The 15151-nt window shown below is 49.3% G+C and carries 13 protein-coding genes; 6 read left to right on the top strand and 7 right to left on the bottom strand.

Annotated features, from left to right (window positions below; genetic code table 11):
* Position 1 precedes the first annotated feature (1 nt).
* The gene (locus tag B7988_RS02170; protein ID WP_088656668.1) at positions 2-532 is read right to left on the bottom strand and encodes a pyridoxamine 5'-phosphate oxidase family protein; all 531 of its coding nucleotides are present in this window, start codon (positions 530-532) and stop codon (positions 2-4) included.
* Positions 533-719: 187 nt separating this feature from the next.
* Between B7988_RS02170 and B7988_RS02165 the strand changes: the two genes are divergently transcribed.
* The 3 genes from B7988_RS02165 (at position 720) to B7988_RS02155 (ending at position 5259) form a co-directional block, all read left to right on the top strand.
* Positions 720-2771, top strand: a complete 2052-nt coding sequence (locus B7988_RS02165) for a carbohydrate-binding domain-containing protein (protein WP_088656667.1) — start codon at positions 720-722, stop codon at positions 2769-2771.
* A 43-nt stretch (positions 2772-2814) separates the two neighbouring features.
* Positions 2815-3981: a class I SAM-dependent RNA methyltransferase gene (locus B7988_RS02160; RefSeq protein WP_249268802.1), complete on the top strand. Its 1167-nt coding sequence runs from the start codon at positions 2815-2817 to the stop codon at positions 3979-3981.
* Positions 3982-4065: 84 nt separating this feature from the next.
* Positions 4066-5259, top strand: a complete 1194-nt coding sequence (locus B7988_RS02155; RefSeq protein ID WP_083564476.1) for an MFS transporter — start codon at positions 4066-4068, stop codon at positions 5257-5259.
* A gap of 27 nt (positions 5260-5286) precedes the next feature.
* Here B7988_RS02155 and B7988_RS15225 read toward each other — a convergent pair whose 3' ends face one another.
* Positions 5287-6420 (bottom strand): GGDEF domain-containing protein, encoded by a 1134-nt coding sequence (locus B7988_RS15225; RefSeq protein ID WP_249268801.1) that lies wholly within the window; start codon positions 6418-6420, stop codon positions 5287-5289.
* A 131-nt stretch (positions 6421-6551) separates the two neighbouring features.
* On the opposite strand from B7988_RS15225, the gene B7988_RS02140 reads away from it, so the two are divergent.
* Positions 6552-7214, top strand: coding sequence for an NUDIX hydrolase (locus tag B7988_RS02140; RefSeq protein WP_088656665.1), 663 nt, complete (start codon positions 6552-6554; stop codon positions 7212-7214).
* Here B7988_RS02140 and B7988_RS02135 read toward each other — a convergent pair.
* The 3 genes from B7988_RS02135 to B7988_RS02125 are packed head-to-tail and all read right to left on the bottom strand — an operon-like array spanning position 7192 to position 10246.
* Complete coding sequence (locus B7988_RS02135) at positions 7192-7743, bottom strand: hypothetical protein (RefSeq protein ID WP_088656664.1); 552 nt, start codon at positions 7741-7743, stop codon at positions 7192-7194. The two genes, B7988_RS02140 and B7988_RS02135, sit on opposite strands and share 23 nt — an antisense overlap.
* A gap of 25 nt (positions 7744-7768) precedes the next feature.
* Complete coding sequence (gene tsaA / locus B7988_RS02130) at positions 7769-8581, bottom strand: tRNA (N6-threonylcarbamoyladenosine(37)-N6)-methyltransferase TrmO (protein WP_088656663.1); 813 nt, start codon at positions 8579-8581, stop codon at positions 7769-7771.
* Positions 8582-8584: 3 nt separating this feature from the next.
* Positions 8585-10246 carry a hypothetical protein gene (locus B7988_RS02125; protein WP_088656662.1) on the bottom strand — a complete coding sequence of 554 codons (1662 nt, stop codon included), beginning with the start codon at positions 10244-10246 and terminating at the stop codon, positions 8585-8587.
* Positions 10247-10311: 65 nt separating this feature from the next.
* Between B7988_RS02125 and prfA the strand changes: the two genes are divergently transcribed.
* Together prfA and prmC are read left to right on the top strand one after the other, a co-directional pair.
* Complete coding sequence (gene prfA / locus B7988_RS02120) at positions 10312-11379, top strand: peptide chain release factor 1 (protein ID WP_073320791.1); 1068 nt, start codon at positions 10312-10314, stop codon at positions 11377-11379.
* A gap of 35 nt (positions 11380-11414) precedes the next feature.
* Complete coding sequence (gene prmC, locus B7988_RS02115) at positions 11415-12323, top strand: peptide chain release factor N(5)-glutamine methyltransferase (protein ID WP_088656661.1); 909 nt, start codon at positions 11415-11417, stop codon at positions 12321-12323.
* 16 nt (positions 12324-12339) lie between these two features.
* On the opposite strand, the gene B7988_RS02110 is transcribed toward prmC, so the two are convergent.
* Both B7988_RS02110 and B7988_RS02105 read right to left on the bottom strand, forming a co-directional pair.
* Entirely contained in the window at positions 12340-13197 is an 858-nt protein-coding gene (locus B7988_RS02110) for a DUF6734 family protein (protein WP_088656660.1), read from the bottom strand.
* Entirely contained in the window at positions 13190-15151 is a 1962-nt protein-coding gene (locus B7988_RS02105) for a hypothetical protein (RefSeq protein WP_088656659.1), read from the bottom strand. Before B7988_RS02105 ends, B7988_RS02110 begins: the two co-directional genes overlap by 8 nt.

The raw sequence follows: 15151 nt of genomic DNA, 5'->3' as shown, positions 1-15151 counted from the left end.
TCTATTCTGATTTCGCTTTCCCGGTAAAGTTCGTGCTCGTTATCTTGAGGACGGTCACGGCGGCGGCTTGCGCGGGCGTGAATTCGAACTTGTGCGGGGTCGTGTGCATAGGTTGCGCGGAACCTGAAGATTGCGGCGCACCCGCAGCCTGCCGTTCCATCAGGAGAGAGAGCCCGCGGCATTTCTCGGCGCTATCCTCGACAATTTCGGCTTTGCCCTGCCCGACGACGCTTGCGTAAAAGCGGCCACTCTTGCAATAAACATCTTCATGAATTTCGATGCGGTTCTCGACGCACATGCTAAACGCCACGTTCGGATTCTTGCGGATGCAGTCAAGTTTCTTGCCGACATGCGCACAGTGGAAATACAATTCCAGTACACCATCCATCAAGCTATACCCGAACGACATCGGAATCACGTAAGGCATGCCCGCATTGGCATCGTCCGCCATCGCGACATGGCAAGTCGTGCACTGTTCAATAATCTTCGCGATATTTTCGTCGCCCAAAACTTCACGGTCTTTACGTCGCATATCGTCTCCAAAGAATTATTTTTCAAATTTAATTTATTTCATCAAGCGCAGAGTGACAAACTCATTTGCACGCCTTTTACACAAAAAGTTTTTTACCAACGTTGTTTTTGATTGCAACGGAATCTATTATTAGAACATTGCCCGTTTTGGTGACAGGGGCTATATTACAAGAAAAAGGGAGTTATATATGAAAATGATGAAGTTGCCTGTCATAGCGGCCTCTGTCGCCCTGTGCATTACGGCCTGTTTCGAAGACAATACCACAAATGCGGTTCCCAACGGAGACGCACCTATCTCTGCCGAAAACCCCTATGGGAACGAATTTTTCGGAACAGAAGTTCCCGGTAGTGAAAATCCTGGCACAGGCATTCCAGGAAACCAGATTCCTGGAACAGACGTTCCGGGTTATGAAGCGCCGGATAATGAAATTTCCGGTTCAGAGATTCCGGGTAACGAAAATTCCAACCCTCAAATTCCGGGAACAGAAAATCCAGGCACAGGATTTTCCAGTTCCAGCAGTAACATTCCCGGTGAGCAAAATCCAGGCAGTCAAATCCCAGGCGGAGACATTTCTAGTTCCAGCAGTGTTGTTCCGATCAACCCGAATCCGGGCAACGAATCTGGCGATGACGAGAACGACAATGAAGACGCTCGCACCTTGAACGGCACGCAAATTCTCTTGAAACTTGCGGGCACATCGGCCACGGTCGAGAACAACAACGGTTGCGTCGAAATTGCAGACAAAGTCGCAACCATTACTTGCCCGGGCGCCTACTACGTAACCGGCGAATCTTCCGACTTCCAGGTGGTCGTAAACACTCCGGCCGCCGAAAAAGAAGGCAACACCGGCATTTACCTCTACAACGCGACTTTGAAAAGTTCAAACGCCCCGATTCTCGTGAAGAACGCTGACAAGACGGTAATTCACCTGGTCAAGGGCACCACTAACGTTGTCGAAGACGGCAACGGCAACCATTTGTTCACCAAGGTCAACGGCGCACAAGATACCGCCAAGGCCGCCATCTACTCCAGAGACGACTTGAACATCAAGGGCGCCGGCACCTTGACCGTCAAGGGCAAGTTCAGAAACGGCATCCAGTGCAGCAACGACCTTAAAATCAAGAACGGCAACATTACAGTCGAAGCCGAAGAAAACGCCATCAAGGGCAAGGGCAGCCTCCAGATTTCGGGCGGCGTCCTGAACGTTACCGCCAAAAAAGGCGACGGCCTCGAAAGCGACGAATGCGAAGAGGTCAACGGCGAATGCAAGAAAATCGTTGAAGGCAAGGGCATTGTCGAAATCTCGGGTGGCAATATCACCATCAAGGCCGGCGATGACGGCATCCAGGCAGAAAACTTTATCCGCGTCAGCGATTCCACCGAAACCTCGACCGTCAAGATTACTTCTACCGGCAAGGGATTTTCGGCCGAAAAGTATGTCTATGTGGACGGCGGCACCATCGACGTGACTTCGGACGATGACGCTATCCATACTCACTACCAAGTGTTCATGAATGCGGGCAACGTGACTATTTCGACCAAGGACGACGGCATTCACGCGGACTCCATTCTGTACCTGAAGGGTTCTACGGTTAACGTGAAGACCGCTTACGAAGGCCTTGAAGCCTACAAGATTATTGCCGAGGGCGGCGTTACCGCGACATTTGCCACCAACGACGGCTGGAATGCAGCCGGTGGCGCCAAGGAAAATTCAGGCGGATATTCCATGTTCAGCGAATCCAGCGGACATGCGGTAATTAGCGGCGGTTACCATTACATCGCCTCGAAGGGCAACATGATCGACGTGCTCGATGCCAACGGCTCAGCAAAGATGAGCGGCGGCGTGTTGATTCTTGAAATCACCGGCCAGAGCTACGAGAACCAAGGTGGCATGGGCTGGGGAGGCGGCATGGGAGGATTCCCGGGCATGGGCGGCCAACAAGGCGGCAATGGTTGCCCCTCCAACATGGCTGGCGGTCTCATTGACACCGATACCGGATTCGAAATTACCGGCGGTGTGCTGCTCGCCTTCGGCGACTACTCGACAGACACCCCGAACTGCGCATCTGTAAGCTTCACCAGCGACAACTGGTACGGCTCCGACAAGGCGGCCTTCAAGCCGGAATACAAAGGCAGTACCATCTTCTATGGTGGCGACGTCAAGTCCGTAAGCCAGGTGAATACATCTGGCATGAAGGAATTCAAGTTCCCGAACGGCAAGGTCTACATGTACAAGTAACTCGATACACGATTCCTTACCGACTTTAAAACTTTCTAAATTTATGGCTATGTTTTTCGAACAAGCCATTGCACATCAGGTTCCGGGCTACACCCGCGAAGCAGATTCCGCCCACGGCGAATCGCTCGCCATGCTCGACTACAAAGATGAACTCCGCATTAAAGATGCGGCTATCCAGGAATTCTGGGATATCAATCGCCTTGCGGGCACTCCGCAAAAGGTGATTGCAAGCCCCATGCCCCGCAGCTACCGTACCACGAGCAAGCGCCGCGTGTACATGCAGCCAGGCAACTTGCAGTTCGACCGTCAAGAATCGATGCTCGAACCCGAAGAACACAACAGAATTTACGAATTCTTGTTTGAAAAGCTGATTCAGCCGGCTTACAAGCCGCTCGCTTACGCTTTGAACTGGATCATTATTCGTGGCACTTACCAGTACCGCGTGGTGATTTTCAACATCAAGAAGATTGACGCAAGCGTCGTGCGCAAGCTCAAACTGATTTCGGACGCACTGAAAGAAACTCCGTTCAAGGTAACTGCCGCACACGCCTACGTGGACACGACTGAATCGGATTACTATCTGGAATCGAAGCGCCCAACAGACGGTCTGAATTTCAAGCAGCTCTATGGTCCGCGCGAAATGAGCCTGTCGCTTGGCAAGTTCAGCCTGCGCTACCCCGTTACCGGATTCAGCCAGATTAACGAGAGCCAGATTCACAACTTGATCAAGGCGGCAAGCCGCATGCTCAGCCTGAGCAAAGAGGATCATTTCTTGGACTTGTACTGCGGATACGGATTGTTCAGCTTTGCGCTCGGCGAAGCCGCCAAGGACGTCTTGGGCGTGGAATGGGAAGGTCCGTCCATCGATTGCGCCAAGGCTTCTGCCAAGCACCTTAAAAAGTCTTACCGCTTTATCGCAGGCAAGATCGACGAAATGTTCGTGCAGACTCGCCTTCCGCGGCCGGTCGTGAACGAACCCGAAAAAATTCTGCTGGACCCGCCCCGCAAGGGCTGCGAACCCGGCGTGATTCACGCACTTGCCATGCGCAAACCCATCCGCGTCGCGCATGTGTTCTGCGGCACCGACGAAATCCCGGCATCGCTCAAGGAATGGGAACGCTACGGCTACCGCGTGCGCGAAGTGCAGCCGCTCGATCTGTTCCCCGGCACCCCGCACCTCGAAACCATCGTGATGCTGGAGAGGAAATGAGATGTGAAGTGTGAGATGTGAAATGAGAAATGAAATCATTCCACATTACACACTTCACATTCCGCATTATATTGAAGAGGGATTATGCCAGCTGATGTTTTGACAACAGAAAAGCCGCCGCTCTGGACGCGGAATTTCGTGACGGTTGCCGCCGCGAACTTTCTGCTGTTCTTTAGCTTTTACCAGCTGCTTCCGATTCTCCCGCTCTACATTATCGAGAAATTTGCAACCGACAACGCGACTGCCGGATTCATTATTTCGCTTTATACAATCGGGGCTCTTGCCTGCAGACCCTTTGCCGGATTCTTGGTAGATACGCTCAGCCGCAAGCCCTTGTACTTCTGGACATTCTTCGGGTTTACCGCGTGTTTCTTGGGCTACAAGACTGTCGGCATTTTGCCGGTTCTTGCCGCCGTGCGGTTTGCGCATGGTTTGTTCTTTGGAATCTCGAGCACGGCGAGCAATACGGTCGCCATCGATGCCCTGCCCGCAAGCCGTCGCGGCGAAGGCATCGGCTATTTCGGAATCAGCGTGAATTTGGCGTTTGCGACCGGCCCCATGACCGGCATGTTCCTGTACGAGGCTTTCGGCGATACGATAGTGTTTGCGGTTTCGATTATTCTGTGCGCGATCGGCTTAGTTCTCGTGCAGACGTTGAACGTGCCGCGCAAGGACAAAAAGCCGCACGCTCCGCTTTCGCTCGACCGATTCTTCTTGACCCGCGCCATTCCCCAGTTCACCAATTTCATTTTCGTCGGGTTCGCCTACGGTCCGGTCACAAACTACATCGCCCTTTACGCCAAGGAACTTGGCATTGGCGGCACCGGCTGGTTCTATGCATTGATTGCAGCGGGCCTGATTCTGAACCGAGTTATGACAGGGCGCCTGATTGACCGTGGCTACCTGATTCACCTGGTGGGCACCGGCATGACATTGAACGTAGTCGCCTACTTTATCCTCGCCTTCAGCCATACGCCGGCAGCCTTCTTTATTTCGGCGTTCTTGATTGGCACAAGCCTCGGCCTGATTTTTCCGGGATACCAGACCATGTGCGTAAACCTCGCCCGCCACGACCAACGCGGCACCGCCAACAGCACATACCTGAGCGGTTGGGACATCGGCATTGGCACCGGAATTTTAGCGGGCGGTTCCATGGCCGAACACTTCGGCATGCACCAGCCGGTATTCCTGGCCTGCGCCATAGCACTCGTAATTGCCGACGTGCTTTACTTCACGTGGACCGCAAGACATTATTCGAAAAATAAACTTGAAGGATAAGCCCGGGCTCTTGTTCCCGGAAAGACATTACGTCGAACGCTTGTCTTCGTACATCATCTGGTCTGCATCGATGACGCTCTTCCTGAAGTTCGAAACACGACCATCCCAACTGGCATAACCGATGCTCACCTGGAGCGTATAATACCGGCGTTCGTCGCGATTTTCAATTTCTTCACGCAAGCATTCGCGGATAATCCTGATGACATATTCGGGTATTTCCGTCTGCACAACAAGCAAGAATTCATCGCCGCCATAACGGCACAGGAATACCGATTTGCCCATGCAGGCACATGCGCTCTTGAGCGCCTTAGAAACAAGCACAAGTGCGCGATCGCCTTCGATATGGCCGTAGGTATCGTTAATTTGCTTGAAGTGGTCCACATCCACCATCACCACGTAATAGCTCTTGGAGTCGCGCGGAGACTGCAAATAGCGTTCCAACTGGTTACGGTTGTTGAGCGAGGTCAGCGTATCCGTCGAAATCAGAAGATTTTGCAGGTTCAGGTAAACGAACAGAATGATCATGGTACACCAGAAGCAGAAAATCGGCGTCGTCATCGAGAAGAACACCTGCAAGGCTGCCGCCACTATGCAGCCCGGGGTGTAGCTACCCACAATCAAGTACGTCTTGAAATTCTTGCGGTTTTCCGGTTTAAGTCCGCGGAAAAAGCACCGGACCGTCACCGTCATGATGTAAATAAACGGGAGGAACATCAGCACAACATAGTACAAGTCACGCAGTTCCAGTTTGTCGTCTAGCCAAAAACCAGGCGTAACTACAAACGAAACAAGCAACAGCACCATTTCTGCAAAAATCGGAATCCGGAGTTTCGCCTGAATACGATGAATTTGCAAACGCGTCAACTCTGGACGCGTGCTCATTTCGGCAAAAGTAAAGCAGCTATAAAAAAGCAACGAAATAATAATCGCGTTCGAGTAGTTCACCGCCAAAACACTAAAAGTGTTCTTCGGGATAACACCGTCGTTTACAAGCGCCCAAATCGCATCGCTCAGGAAATAGAGAATATGCCACAGCACCAAATTATGGAAAAGCTTGAATTTGAACTGCGGCGTCGGGAGACTTTTGATGCTATACAAAAGAAGTGTCAAGACACACGCACAGCCGACACTGACTTCCGCATAAAAAACAAAATCACTCATATTCTTACACCTATCATAGAAAAATAGAAAAAAATCTTATTTTTCAATTACGGCGTCTGATTTTTAACAACATTACCCCCTAAATCGGCTCGAAATCCACCCCTGAGCTTATAATTGCTAAATTGACTCGCATGAAACCCTGGAAACTCTTGAATTCGGAATATCTGGTCGACGCCCCCTGGCTGAAAGTTGCTAAAGAAACCTGCGAACTGCCCAACGGCAAGGTGATAGACGATTTCTATACCCTATGGCAGCCGGACTGGGTCCTTATCTTGGCCCGCACCGCCGAAGGCAAATGGGTCATGACGGAACAGTACCGCCACGGCACCGGGAAAATCGCGCTGGAATTCCCCGCCGGAATCATCGACAAAGGCGAAACGCCGGAACAGGCCGCCCTGCGGGAATTGCAAGAAGAATGCGGATATGGCATTGAGAAACAATGTGTCTCCCTGAGCGAAGCATCGAAGATGCGAAGTCGAACGGGTCTAGATTCTTCGACTTCGCCTAACGGCGGAGTTTACCCTGAGCCTGTCGAACGGGCTCAGAATGACACAATCAGTTACCTCGGCTCTTTTCCCGTAAACCCGGACAGGCACCGCGGCAAGTTCCACGTGGTATTCATCGACGGCGTCGTAAAGGGCGGAAGCACCCACTTTGACAGCACCGAAGACATCGAAAGTCTTTTGTTAAGCGACGAAGATTTGCAGAAAAAAATGGCGGATGGTTCATTCAACCACCCGCTACAAATCGCCGGATATTTCAAATGGCGGCTTACTTGTGAACGTAAGCAATAAAGAGCGTCACGCCCACCATGGACAAGTCCTTCTCGCTTGTTTCCAATTCATTCGAAGACGAGAACAACTTCATGCCGAGCAAGGCGCCATGACCACGGACTCCCGTATCGTAGGCAGCCGTAAATTCGATTGCAGCACCTACTCCATCATACATATCTAGGCCACGGATATCGGTCTGATTCGCAGTCCATGAAAAGCCAACCGAGCCCGACAAATGGAAATGATCTACAGGGTAGAAAATAAAACTCGGGCCCAAAAGATAAGAGTTAAACTGGATATAATCGCCGGACTTATAGTAACGGTGGCCCAAACCGGCGAGTTGGCCGGCAATCCAAAACCGTTCCGAGACTTGTCCACCGACGCGGACACCAAAGCTCACAGCAAGTTCATCGCAGTCATTACAAATAATGTCATCTACGGACTTGTCATCAACTTCCGTACTTGCACCGCCATAACCTAATCCCGCATCAATATAAATGGCGAAAGAAGGTATTGCGAGGAAAATAAGCAAAAGGGCTATTTTTTTCATTTTTTCTCCTGTCTTAATTAAAGGCTTAATTCTTTTTTAAGCCGTTCGCGCACAAATATAAGAATTCTCTGTGCAAGTCCTTGTCGCCGTATTTGTCTTCGGTTCCCTGTTTTAGATCTTCGGCAGAATAACCGCTCGTTATGCGCTGCAATAGCACCTGGCGTTCAGGCTCGTCGTAGTTGAAATGAATACGGAAGGTGCGGTACGCCAGCACGCCCGTATGGGAAGTCACGTCAATGGTCAAGCGGCGGCGAGAGCTGTCAAAGACATCTTTTGCAAAATTCCCGCGAGAAAGCTGCACCTGTGCAAAACTGAACAAGTCAAAGACACTATGCTCGGCAATCCAGCGGTTTTGCGCGGCAAACTCTTCGGACATTTCGATAGCCCATACATCGCCCACCTGTTCTTCGACCCAGCCGGCCTTGGCATCGGGGAAAGCATCTGCCATCGGAATGTAGGGTTTAATATCGAGCACAGGCGTTTCGTTCAGCAAATCCGCTTCGTCCACATACAACGTAAGACCTTCGATTTTGAGCAGGCGTACGCAAGAAAGTCCAATCGGATTGGGGCGGTAAGGGCTGCGGCTCGCAAAAGTACCCACGCGGTCCTTGCCCTTGGGCGGTACCGGCGGGCGCGTTGTCGGACGCCATCCCTCGTTCTCGTGAAACTGGAATATGACCCAAATGCGTTCAAAACCGTCCAGGTCACGGAGCGCCATCTCGAAATTCTGCCCTGCATTCAGCTCGATGCGGCCCGGATGTCCAGCAAACAGACGCCCCTGTCTGGGAGCGTCGTACTTGTAAACAGCATCGCCGTAGAATGTGCCTATCGGGGTCATTGATTACAGATTGTCTTCCGTTATTTTTCCATAGCGGATATAGTCAATCTTACCGGTAAAGAAACGTCTGTTATGGGAAGACTGTTTAAAGGAATCGTAGCCGATTCCCAACCTGTATTGGATATCGGAAATGTCTCCCTTGAATTCCGACGCCAGACGCAAGCTGCCATCGAGAGAAATATTCATCGAATAGAAAATCGTTCCGGAAAGTTCCGATTTAGTCGGGAAAATCTTCATGCGGATAACATGCCATTCGTCCATGGACACTTCATCAATTTTCTGAACAGACCAGTCATAAGACAACGACGCATCGCGATAATGGAAAGAAACATAAGACCCATCAAGGCGAATCTGCCAGCCATCCTTTTCACTTCCAGGAGGCTCAGCCACAAAGATATTGGCGATATCGCCGGGTGCAGTAGGCATAAAGCGGACTTCTGCGACAAAGCCCTTGCTCCTGAATTCTTCACTCAGCGGGACAAGCAAGCCGTTCGTGCCGTCAAGAACCAGGCTACCGCATTCCGCTGCAACCGCAGGAACATCATCGGCTATATAGGCGTGGTTCGTTCCAAGATAATCGCGTCCTAAATCTGTCGGCACATTGAATTCATAGGCAACCGTGTAACCTTCCAAGGAAGCGGTCTCTCCGCCATCATCGCAGACCAAATCTTCTGCATTCATGGCGACGACTTTTTCCTTTTTATACGTGATACCGGCTACAAGGCCATTAGAATCATCGAGAATTGTGAATTCACCACTCGACGACGATTCTTCATACCCGATGCTAGAGGAGCTTTCCTCTATTATTCCATATCCTATGCTAGAAGAACTTTCTACAACTACAGAACTGGAACTTTCGAAATAGGTTTCGACATTGCCCCAATCCTTATAATTGGCACAAGTTTGTTTATACATCTTGACAAATTGTTTGTATTCAACTTCCGACATAACCTCATTATAGTCAGCCGTGATTTTATTGCCTTTGCAGCGCACATTCGAGTACGAGAAATTATTCTTTTCAAGGGCACACATGGAATCGACAACCACCGAATTTTCGTATTCCGTTTCAACAGTCACCGTTCCATTGTTGTATGAATAACGGGACGTACTGGCCAAGCCCATAGAATGCATGTACATTTCAAGAGGATTTTCGGAAACGACCTCGCAATAATCCGACAATCCCGTCTGATAACCCTGCGCACTGGAGGAAGATTTCGATTCGCTAAACTGATTCGAATCTCCGGGATCGCTATTCGAATTTTCATCTTCGGGTTCGTCATATTCTTTGCACATCGACAAGAACGTGTTCAGAAGTTTTTTGTACTCGTTCTTCGTCAAGCGTGCGCCACTGTATGCGACAACGGACTTACCATTGCAATCTACTACACCATAATCATCGTCTTCCATATACGAAGAGCAAGCGAACTTGGCGATCGACTGGTCGTCGAATTCAACCTTTTCGACAAGTCTTTCATCTGAATATTCAAACGACGTCTTGGAATAAATACCGTCTTCAAGAGTTTCAAGCACCAGAGGGTCCGAAGACACGACCTTGCAGTAATCTTGGCCTTTTTTTGAGCTCGGGCTCGAAGAACTATCGCCACAAGCAACCAAACCCAATGAGCAAACAATCGCAGCACCGGCGGCAGAAATCAGTTTTTTCATAATATTCCTTATTCTCCAGTTATTGTGGTAAATATACTCTTTTAATTTTTCTAAATTTGCTCGCGATGAAAGACAAGGCTCAAAAACTGATTGAAAAGTACGAGGAACTGGAATCGGAACTCGGGAACCCGGATGTTCTTTCTGACCAGGCTCGTTACAACAAGATTCACAAGCAGTACAAGGGTATCGAAAAGGCTGTTTTGAAGGCCAAGGAATACCTGCAACTGGTAAACGACCTCGCCGAATACAAGGCGGCACTCGGAGACCCGGATCCCGAGATGGTCGCGATGGCAAAATCCGAAATTTCGGAAATCGAGAAGAAGCTGCCAGGCGTGACCGACGAGCTCCAGATTCTGATGGTGCCGAAGGACCCGTGGGACTACCGCAACGCGACACTCGAAATCCGCGGCGGTACCGGCGGTGACGAATCGGCGCTCTTTGCGGGCGACTTGTTCCGCATGTACCAAGGCTACTGCAGCCGCATGGGCTGGAAGATGACCATTCAGGATGCAAGCGAAGGCACCGTGGGCGGTTACAAGGAAATTCGAGTGTTTATCGAAGGCGATAGCGTGTACGGCACACTCAAGTTCGAAAGCGGCGTGCACCGCGTGCAGCGCGTGCCCGAAACCGAAACGCAGGGCCGCGTGCATACCTCTGCCGCAACGGTCGCCATTCTCCCGGAAGCCGAAGAAGTCGACGTGGAAATCCGCGAGGCAGACATCCACATGGACACCTACCGTTCTTCGGGTGCGGGCGGCCAGTACATCAACAAGACGGACTCCGCCGTGCGACTCACCCACATCCCGACGGGCGTGGTGGTGAGCTGCCAGACCGAACGTAGCCAGCTGCAGAACCGCTTGCATGCCATGGAAATGCTGCGTTCCAAGATTTTGGACGCCGTGATCGCGAAGAAGGAACAGGAAGAAGCTGCTAGCCGTAAGGCCTTGGTGGGCACGGGTGACCGTAGTGCCAAGATTCGTACTTACAACTTCCCGCAGAACCGCGTGACCGACCACCGTATCGGTCTTACTCTCTATAATTTGGACAAAGTCATCACTGGCGACCTGGATGAAATCATCAACGGGCTCCAGATGGCGAACGCCCAGGAAAAGCTCGGAAAGTTCAACGCTTAATGGAGACGCACGGTTAAGCCGGGCGTGACAAGAAAATGCCACAGATGACTGTACTTGAAATTCTGAACCGCACCAAGGTATTCTTCGAAAAGAAGGGAATTCCTGACGCGCGATTGGATGCCGAATACATCATCAGCCACGGACTTCAGATGAAGTCCCGCATGGACATTTACCTGAACTTTGAAAAGCCTCTGACGGAGGCCGAACTCAATGTGCTCCGCCAGATGGTGGCACGCCGCGCAAACCGCGAACCGCTGCAGCACATTATCGGCGACACCAGCTTTCGCGGATTCATTATCAAGTGCGATAAGCGGGCGCTGATCCCGCGCCCAGAAACCGAATCCCTCGTGGATATGGCGAAGGAAGCACTCAAGGGTATTGAAACTCCGTTCATTGTAGAAGTGGGCACGGGAACAGGGGCGATTTCGATCGCCTGCGCGAAAGAAATCGCCAGTGCGAAAGTGCTCGCCACGGACATTTCCGAAGACGCACTTTCGCTCGCCCGCGAAAATGCCGAAGCCAACAGCCTCGGCGCAAACGCCGAAGGTTCGAATCTGGCTTTTGCCCAAGGCGACTTGCTGGACGCCGTCACCGCCGACGTAATTGCGAAGGCCGCAGGTAATGCCGATAAAAAAATTGATTGCCTGGTTGCAAACCTCCCCTACATTCCCGACGGCGAAAAAGGAAAGCTCCAACCCGAAGTCGACAAGTTCGACCCGGCGCTCGCCCTTTATGGCGGCCCCGACGGCCTTACGCTCGTGCGCAAGCTCTTACAGCAGACCGAAGGCAAGCTAAGCGCAGGCGCCTCGATTCTCCTTGAAATCGGATCGGAACAAGCCGAAGTCCTGAAGAACGAAGCCGCCAACTACCCGTGGCTCGAATTCGCAGGAATCCACAAGGACTACTGCGGAAATGTCAGGTTTGTGAGTTTCAAGAATAAATAGAGATTCAGTACAACCTTTAAAAATAATTTTCCATAATTACATTAAAGGCTTCAGAGTCATTTCTATAATCCGGGAAAAGCTTGTTAATCTTTTTCATCAAGGCACAACAAAGAGCAACCCGTTGACTTCTACGATCACGAGCTACGCTTTTCGCCCCCCACAAATGGGAGAAACTGTCATTGTTTTCTTGGTAAGGGTCGTTCAAAAATGCGTATATAGGAATATCCATAGCTTTTGCACACATAGCCACGACACGCTGTTCAGCAAACACCATTTGAGATACGAACTCGCAAGGCATTTCCTTGTTGTCTGTCATGAAGTCAATGGAGCACGCCGTGTAATACTCCAACAAATCCTTGTCGCCAAAGTAGGCAAAGGCTGTATTGCAAGGATTCACCGACCAATCCCACTTAGGATCTGGAGCATACCCCTTGCGTCTCTTAAGCAATTCCAACGGCAAATAGCACTCAACAAATTCTTCTCGGTGCAAACAGGCGAACTTTTCTTTAGAAAGAATTTCATTAAGATCCGTCCAAACAATCAAATCCATATCAATCAGCGCAACGGGGGCCCCTTCATTTTTAAGGGCGAACAACTTGGCTCCGGCCCAGAAAATATTCTGGTCTATAGAATCGGGAATGTTCGATATGGTTTCGGTATCGATACCCCCATCCCACAGATTTGTAAGGCCCAGGCTTTGGTAGTACGCTAAACCTACTTCATCTGTATAAAGTTTTATGGGGCCATTACACCTTCTCCACATTAATGCGGACAAAATCGTGGAAAGAATTTCAAAATCTTCTATAAAATATTCCGTTCCGCTTTTTTTTGCCAAAAAAGGAGCCGTACTATTAACATGAAGTCCTTTAACCATTTGTATTTTCCAATTCCCCTATTTCCTCATTTCCATCTGACACTTCTATTGTTTTACGTATCTTTGCCGTAGGAATCAACTCATCAAACAGCAATCCACTATTAGCTTGGTATTCGCTAATGATGGTGCGGTTCCCAACCCAGTTAAAGGTTTTTCCAAGGAACCATCTGCATCTCTGAGCAGTTTTAACAAGTTTGGTGCCATAACCCGCAATCTGATTTTCGTCGATATAGAAAGGTTTCACACAACCATTGCAATCTTTCTCTGCAGCCAACAACTTTGTGGAGGGTCTGACAGGGAGGAATTCTTTATCGTAGAACAAAGGCATTCTTCCACGACGGAAATGAATATTGTGGAAATCATCCAACTGTTCCGGCAAGAACGGAATCCAGTTCAAAGGCACACGATTCTGAATAAGCAAAGAATATTCTGCTTCCATTTTATTTGCATCTTCCGTTTTTTCAGTCGATGCCTCTTCCGTCAAAGTTTCTTCATTCTGCGTATTTCTCTCATCAACATCCCTAAACACGGCGTCAGACAAAGTCTTGCCATCCATGATTCCACCACAACCATCGTTAATAGTTGTTTCAACCCCCCACACCATATTGGCCATTTCATCTCTTAAGAACTGAACTTCTTCAATAGGTGAGCTTTCTTCGGTTTTCAGGACCACAGGAGGGAACAATAATCCTCTGGTTGTAGTGAAGTTATCTTCGGCGAAGGCTTGGCTTCTTGTTGTGCCGAACAAATTCCAACGATCGGTAAATTCGACTGAATCGACTGGGTCATCTACATCTTCAGCGTCTTCTTCTATATAAATTCTTTCGCCAAAGGAATCCTTTATAACAACGCCTTCCACATCAAGGACTACACCAGTTTCTGTTTCTAACGGCACAATCATCCAATCATTGCTGTACATGCTTATGTACTGCATAATGGTAGCCGTCGCCAACATGCTAAAGTCTTTTTCGTCATCGGCAACCATATTGACTTTGGTGTTTTCAAATTCCCATAGCTTTTGAGATGGGGCTCCCGTAAAGTTAGCAGGCGAGGGTATATAAGAGAGCATTTTTTCTTCGCCTTCATTGTTTTCCTTGTCAGAATTACAATCAAAGGAATACCAAGAAAGCCGCCCATTGTCATAATCCTCTGCTACATATTGTTTAGTATCCTGATGAATTTCGGCTCGATAACCAAGTTTGTCGTTGCTCCAGCAGCTTGCGGAATTTTTGTTCGGTAAATATTTTGATTCAAACCAGGACTTGTATTCCTCCATCAGTTTCATGTCAGGCGACGAAGTTTGCATCAATCGCAACTTGATATTTTTTTCAACAATAGCCTTGTAGAGTTTGAATCCGTCAAAAGACCGTTTTAAGTAGGCTGCTGAAAACGACTTCAGCGCTTGGTTGTTTTTTACTTTTAAATCGTCAACAAGATCGTCATGATCGCGATAAAAATCATCGGTTGAGAGACTGAATGTTTCCAACAGATATTTATTAATTTCCGAAGGGATTTTGGAGCCAAAAGTTCGTTTCAGCATTTTCTTAAAATACATTGCCGATTGAACACGAATGTATGGAGTAATCTCCACATCTAATTTTTCCACTTCATATTCTAACGGAACATCCGTAGAGTATTTGTAAGTTTCTTTTGCTCCATTTCCATCCTTTCGGCAGATGTTGTCAAACCACCTTTTTTTGGTCCTGATTTTTATGGACACAGGGGTTCCGCAATCGTTTCCGTCGAAGCGTCCATACTGCCATTGACGAGCTAATGACCAATAGGGATCAAATATTTCAAAAGAAAGTGCTTTCTGAAAGTCCGGAGCCCGGGTTATGGGCTCTAGCCTTGTAAAGACGGCCGTCTTCCGGCTAAGATCCAAATCATCTAAATATCTAGGATGATACTTGCTGTATTCAAAAAGATCTTTGTAAAAAGTTTTTTTTGACGCCAT

Origin of the sequence: Fibrobacter sp. UWB1 (genome assembly GCF_002210325.1) — a bacterium.
GTDB lineage: Bacteria > Fibrobacterota > Fibrobacteria > Fibrobacterales > Fibrobacteraceae > Fibrobacter.
This window is presented reverse-complemented; position numbering and strand designations above follow the sequence as displayed.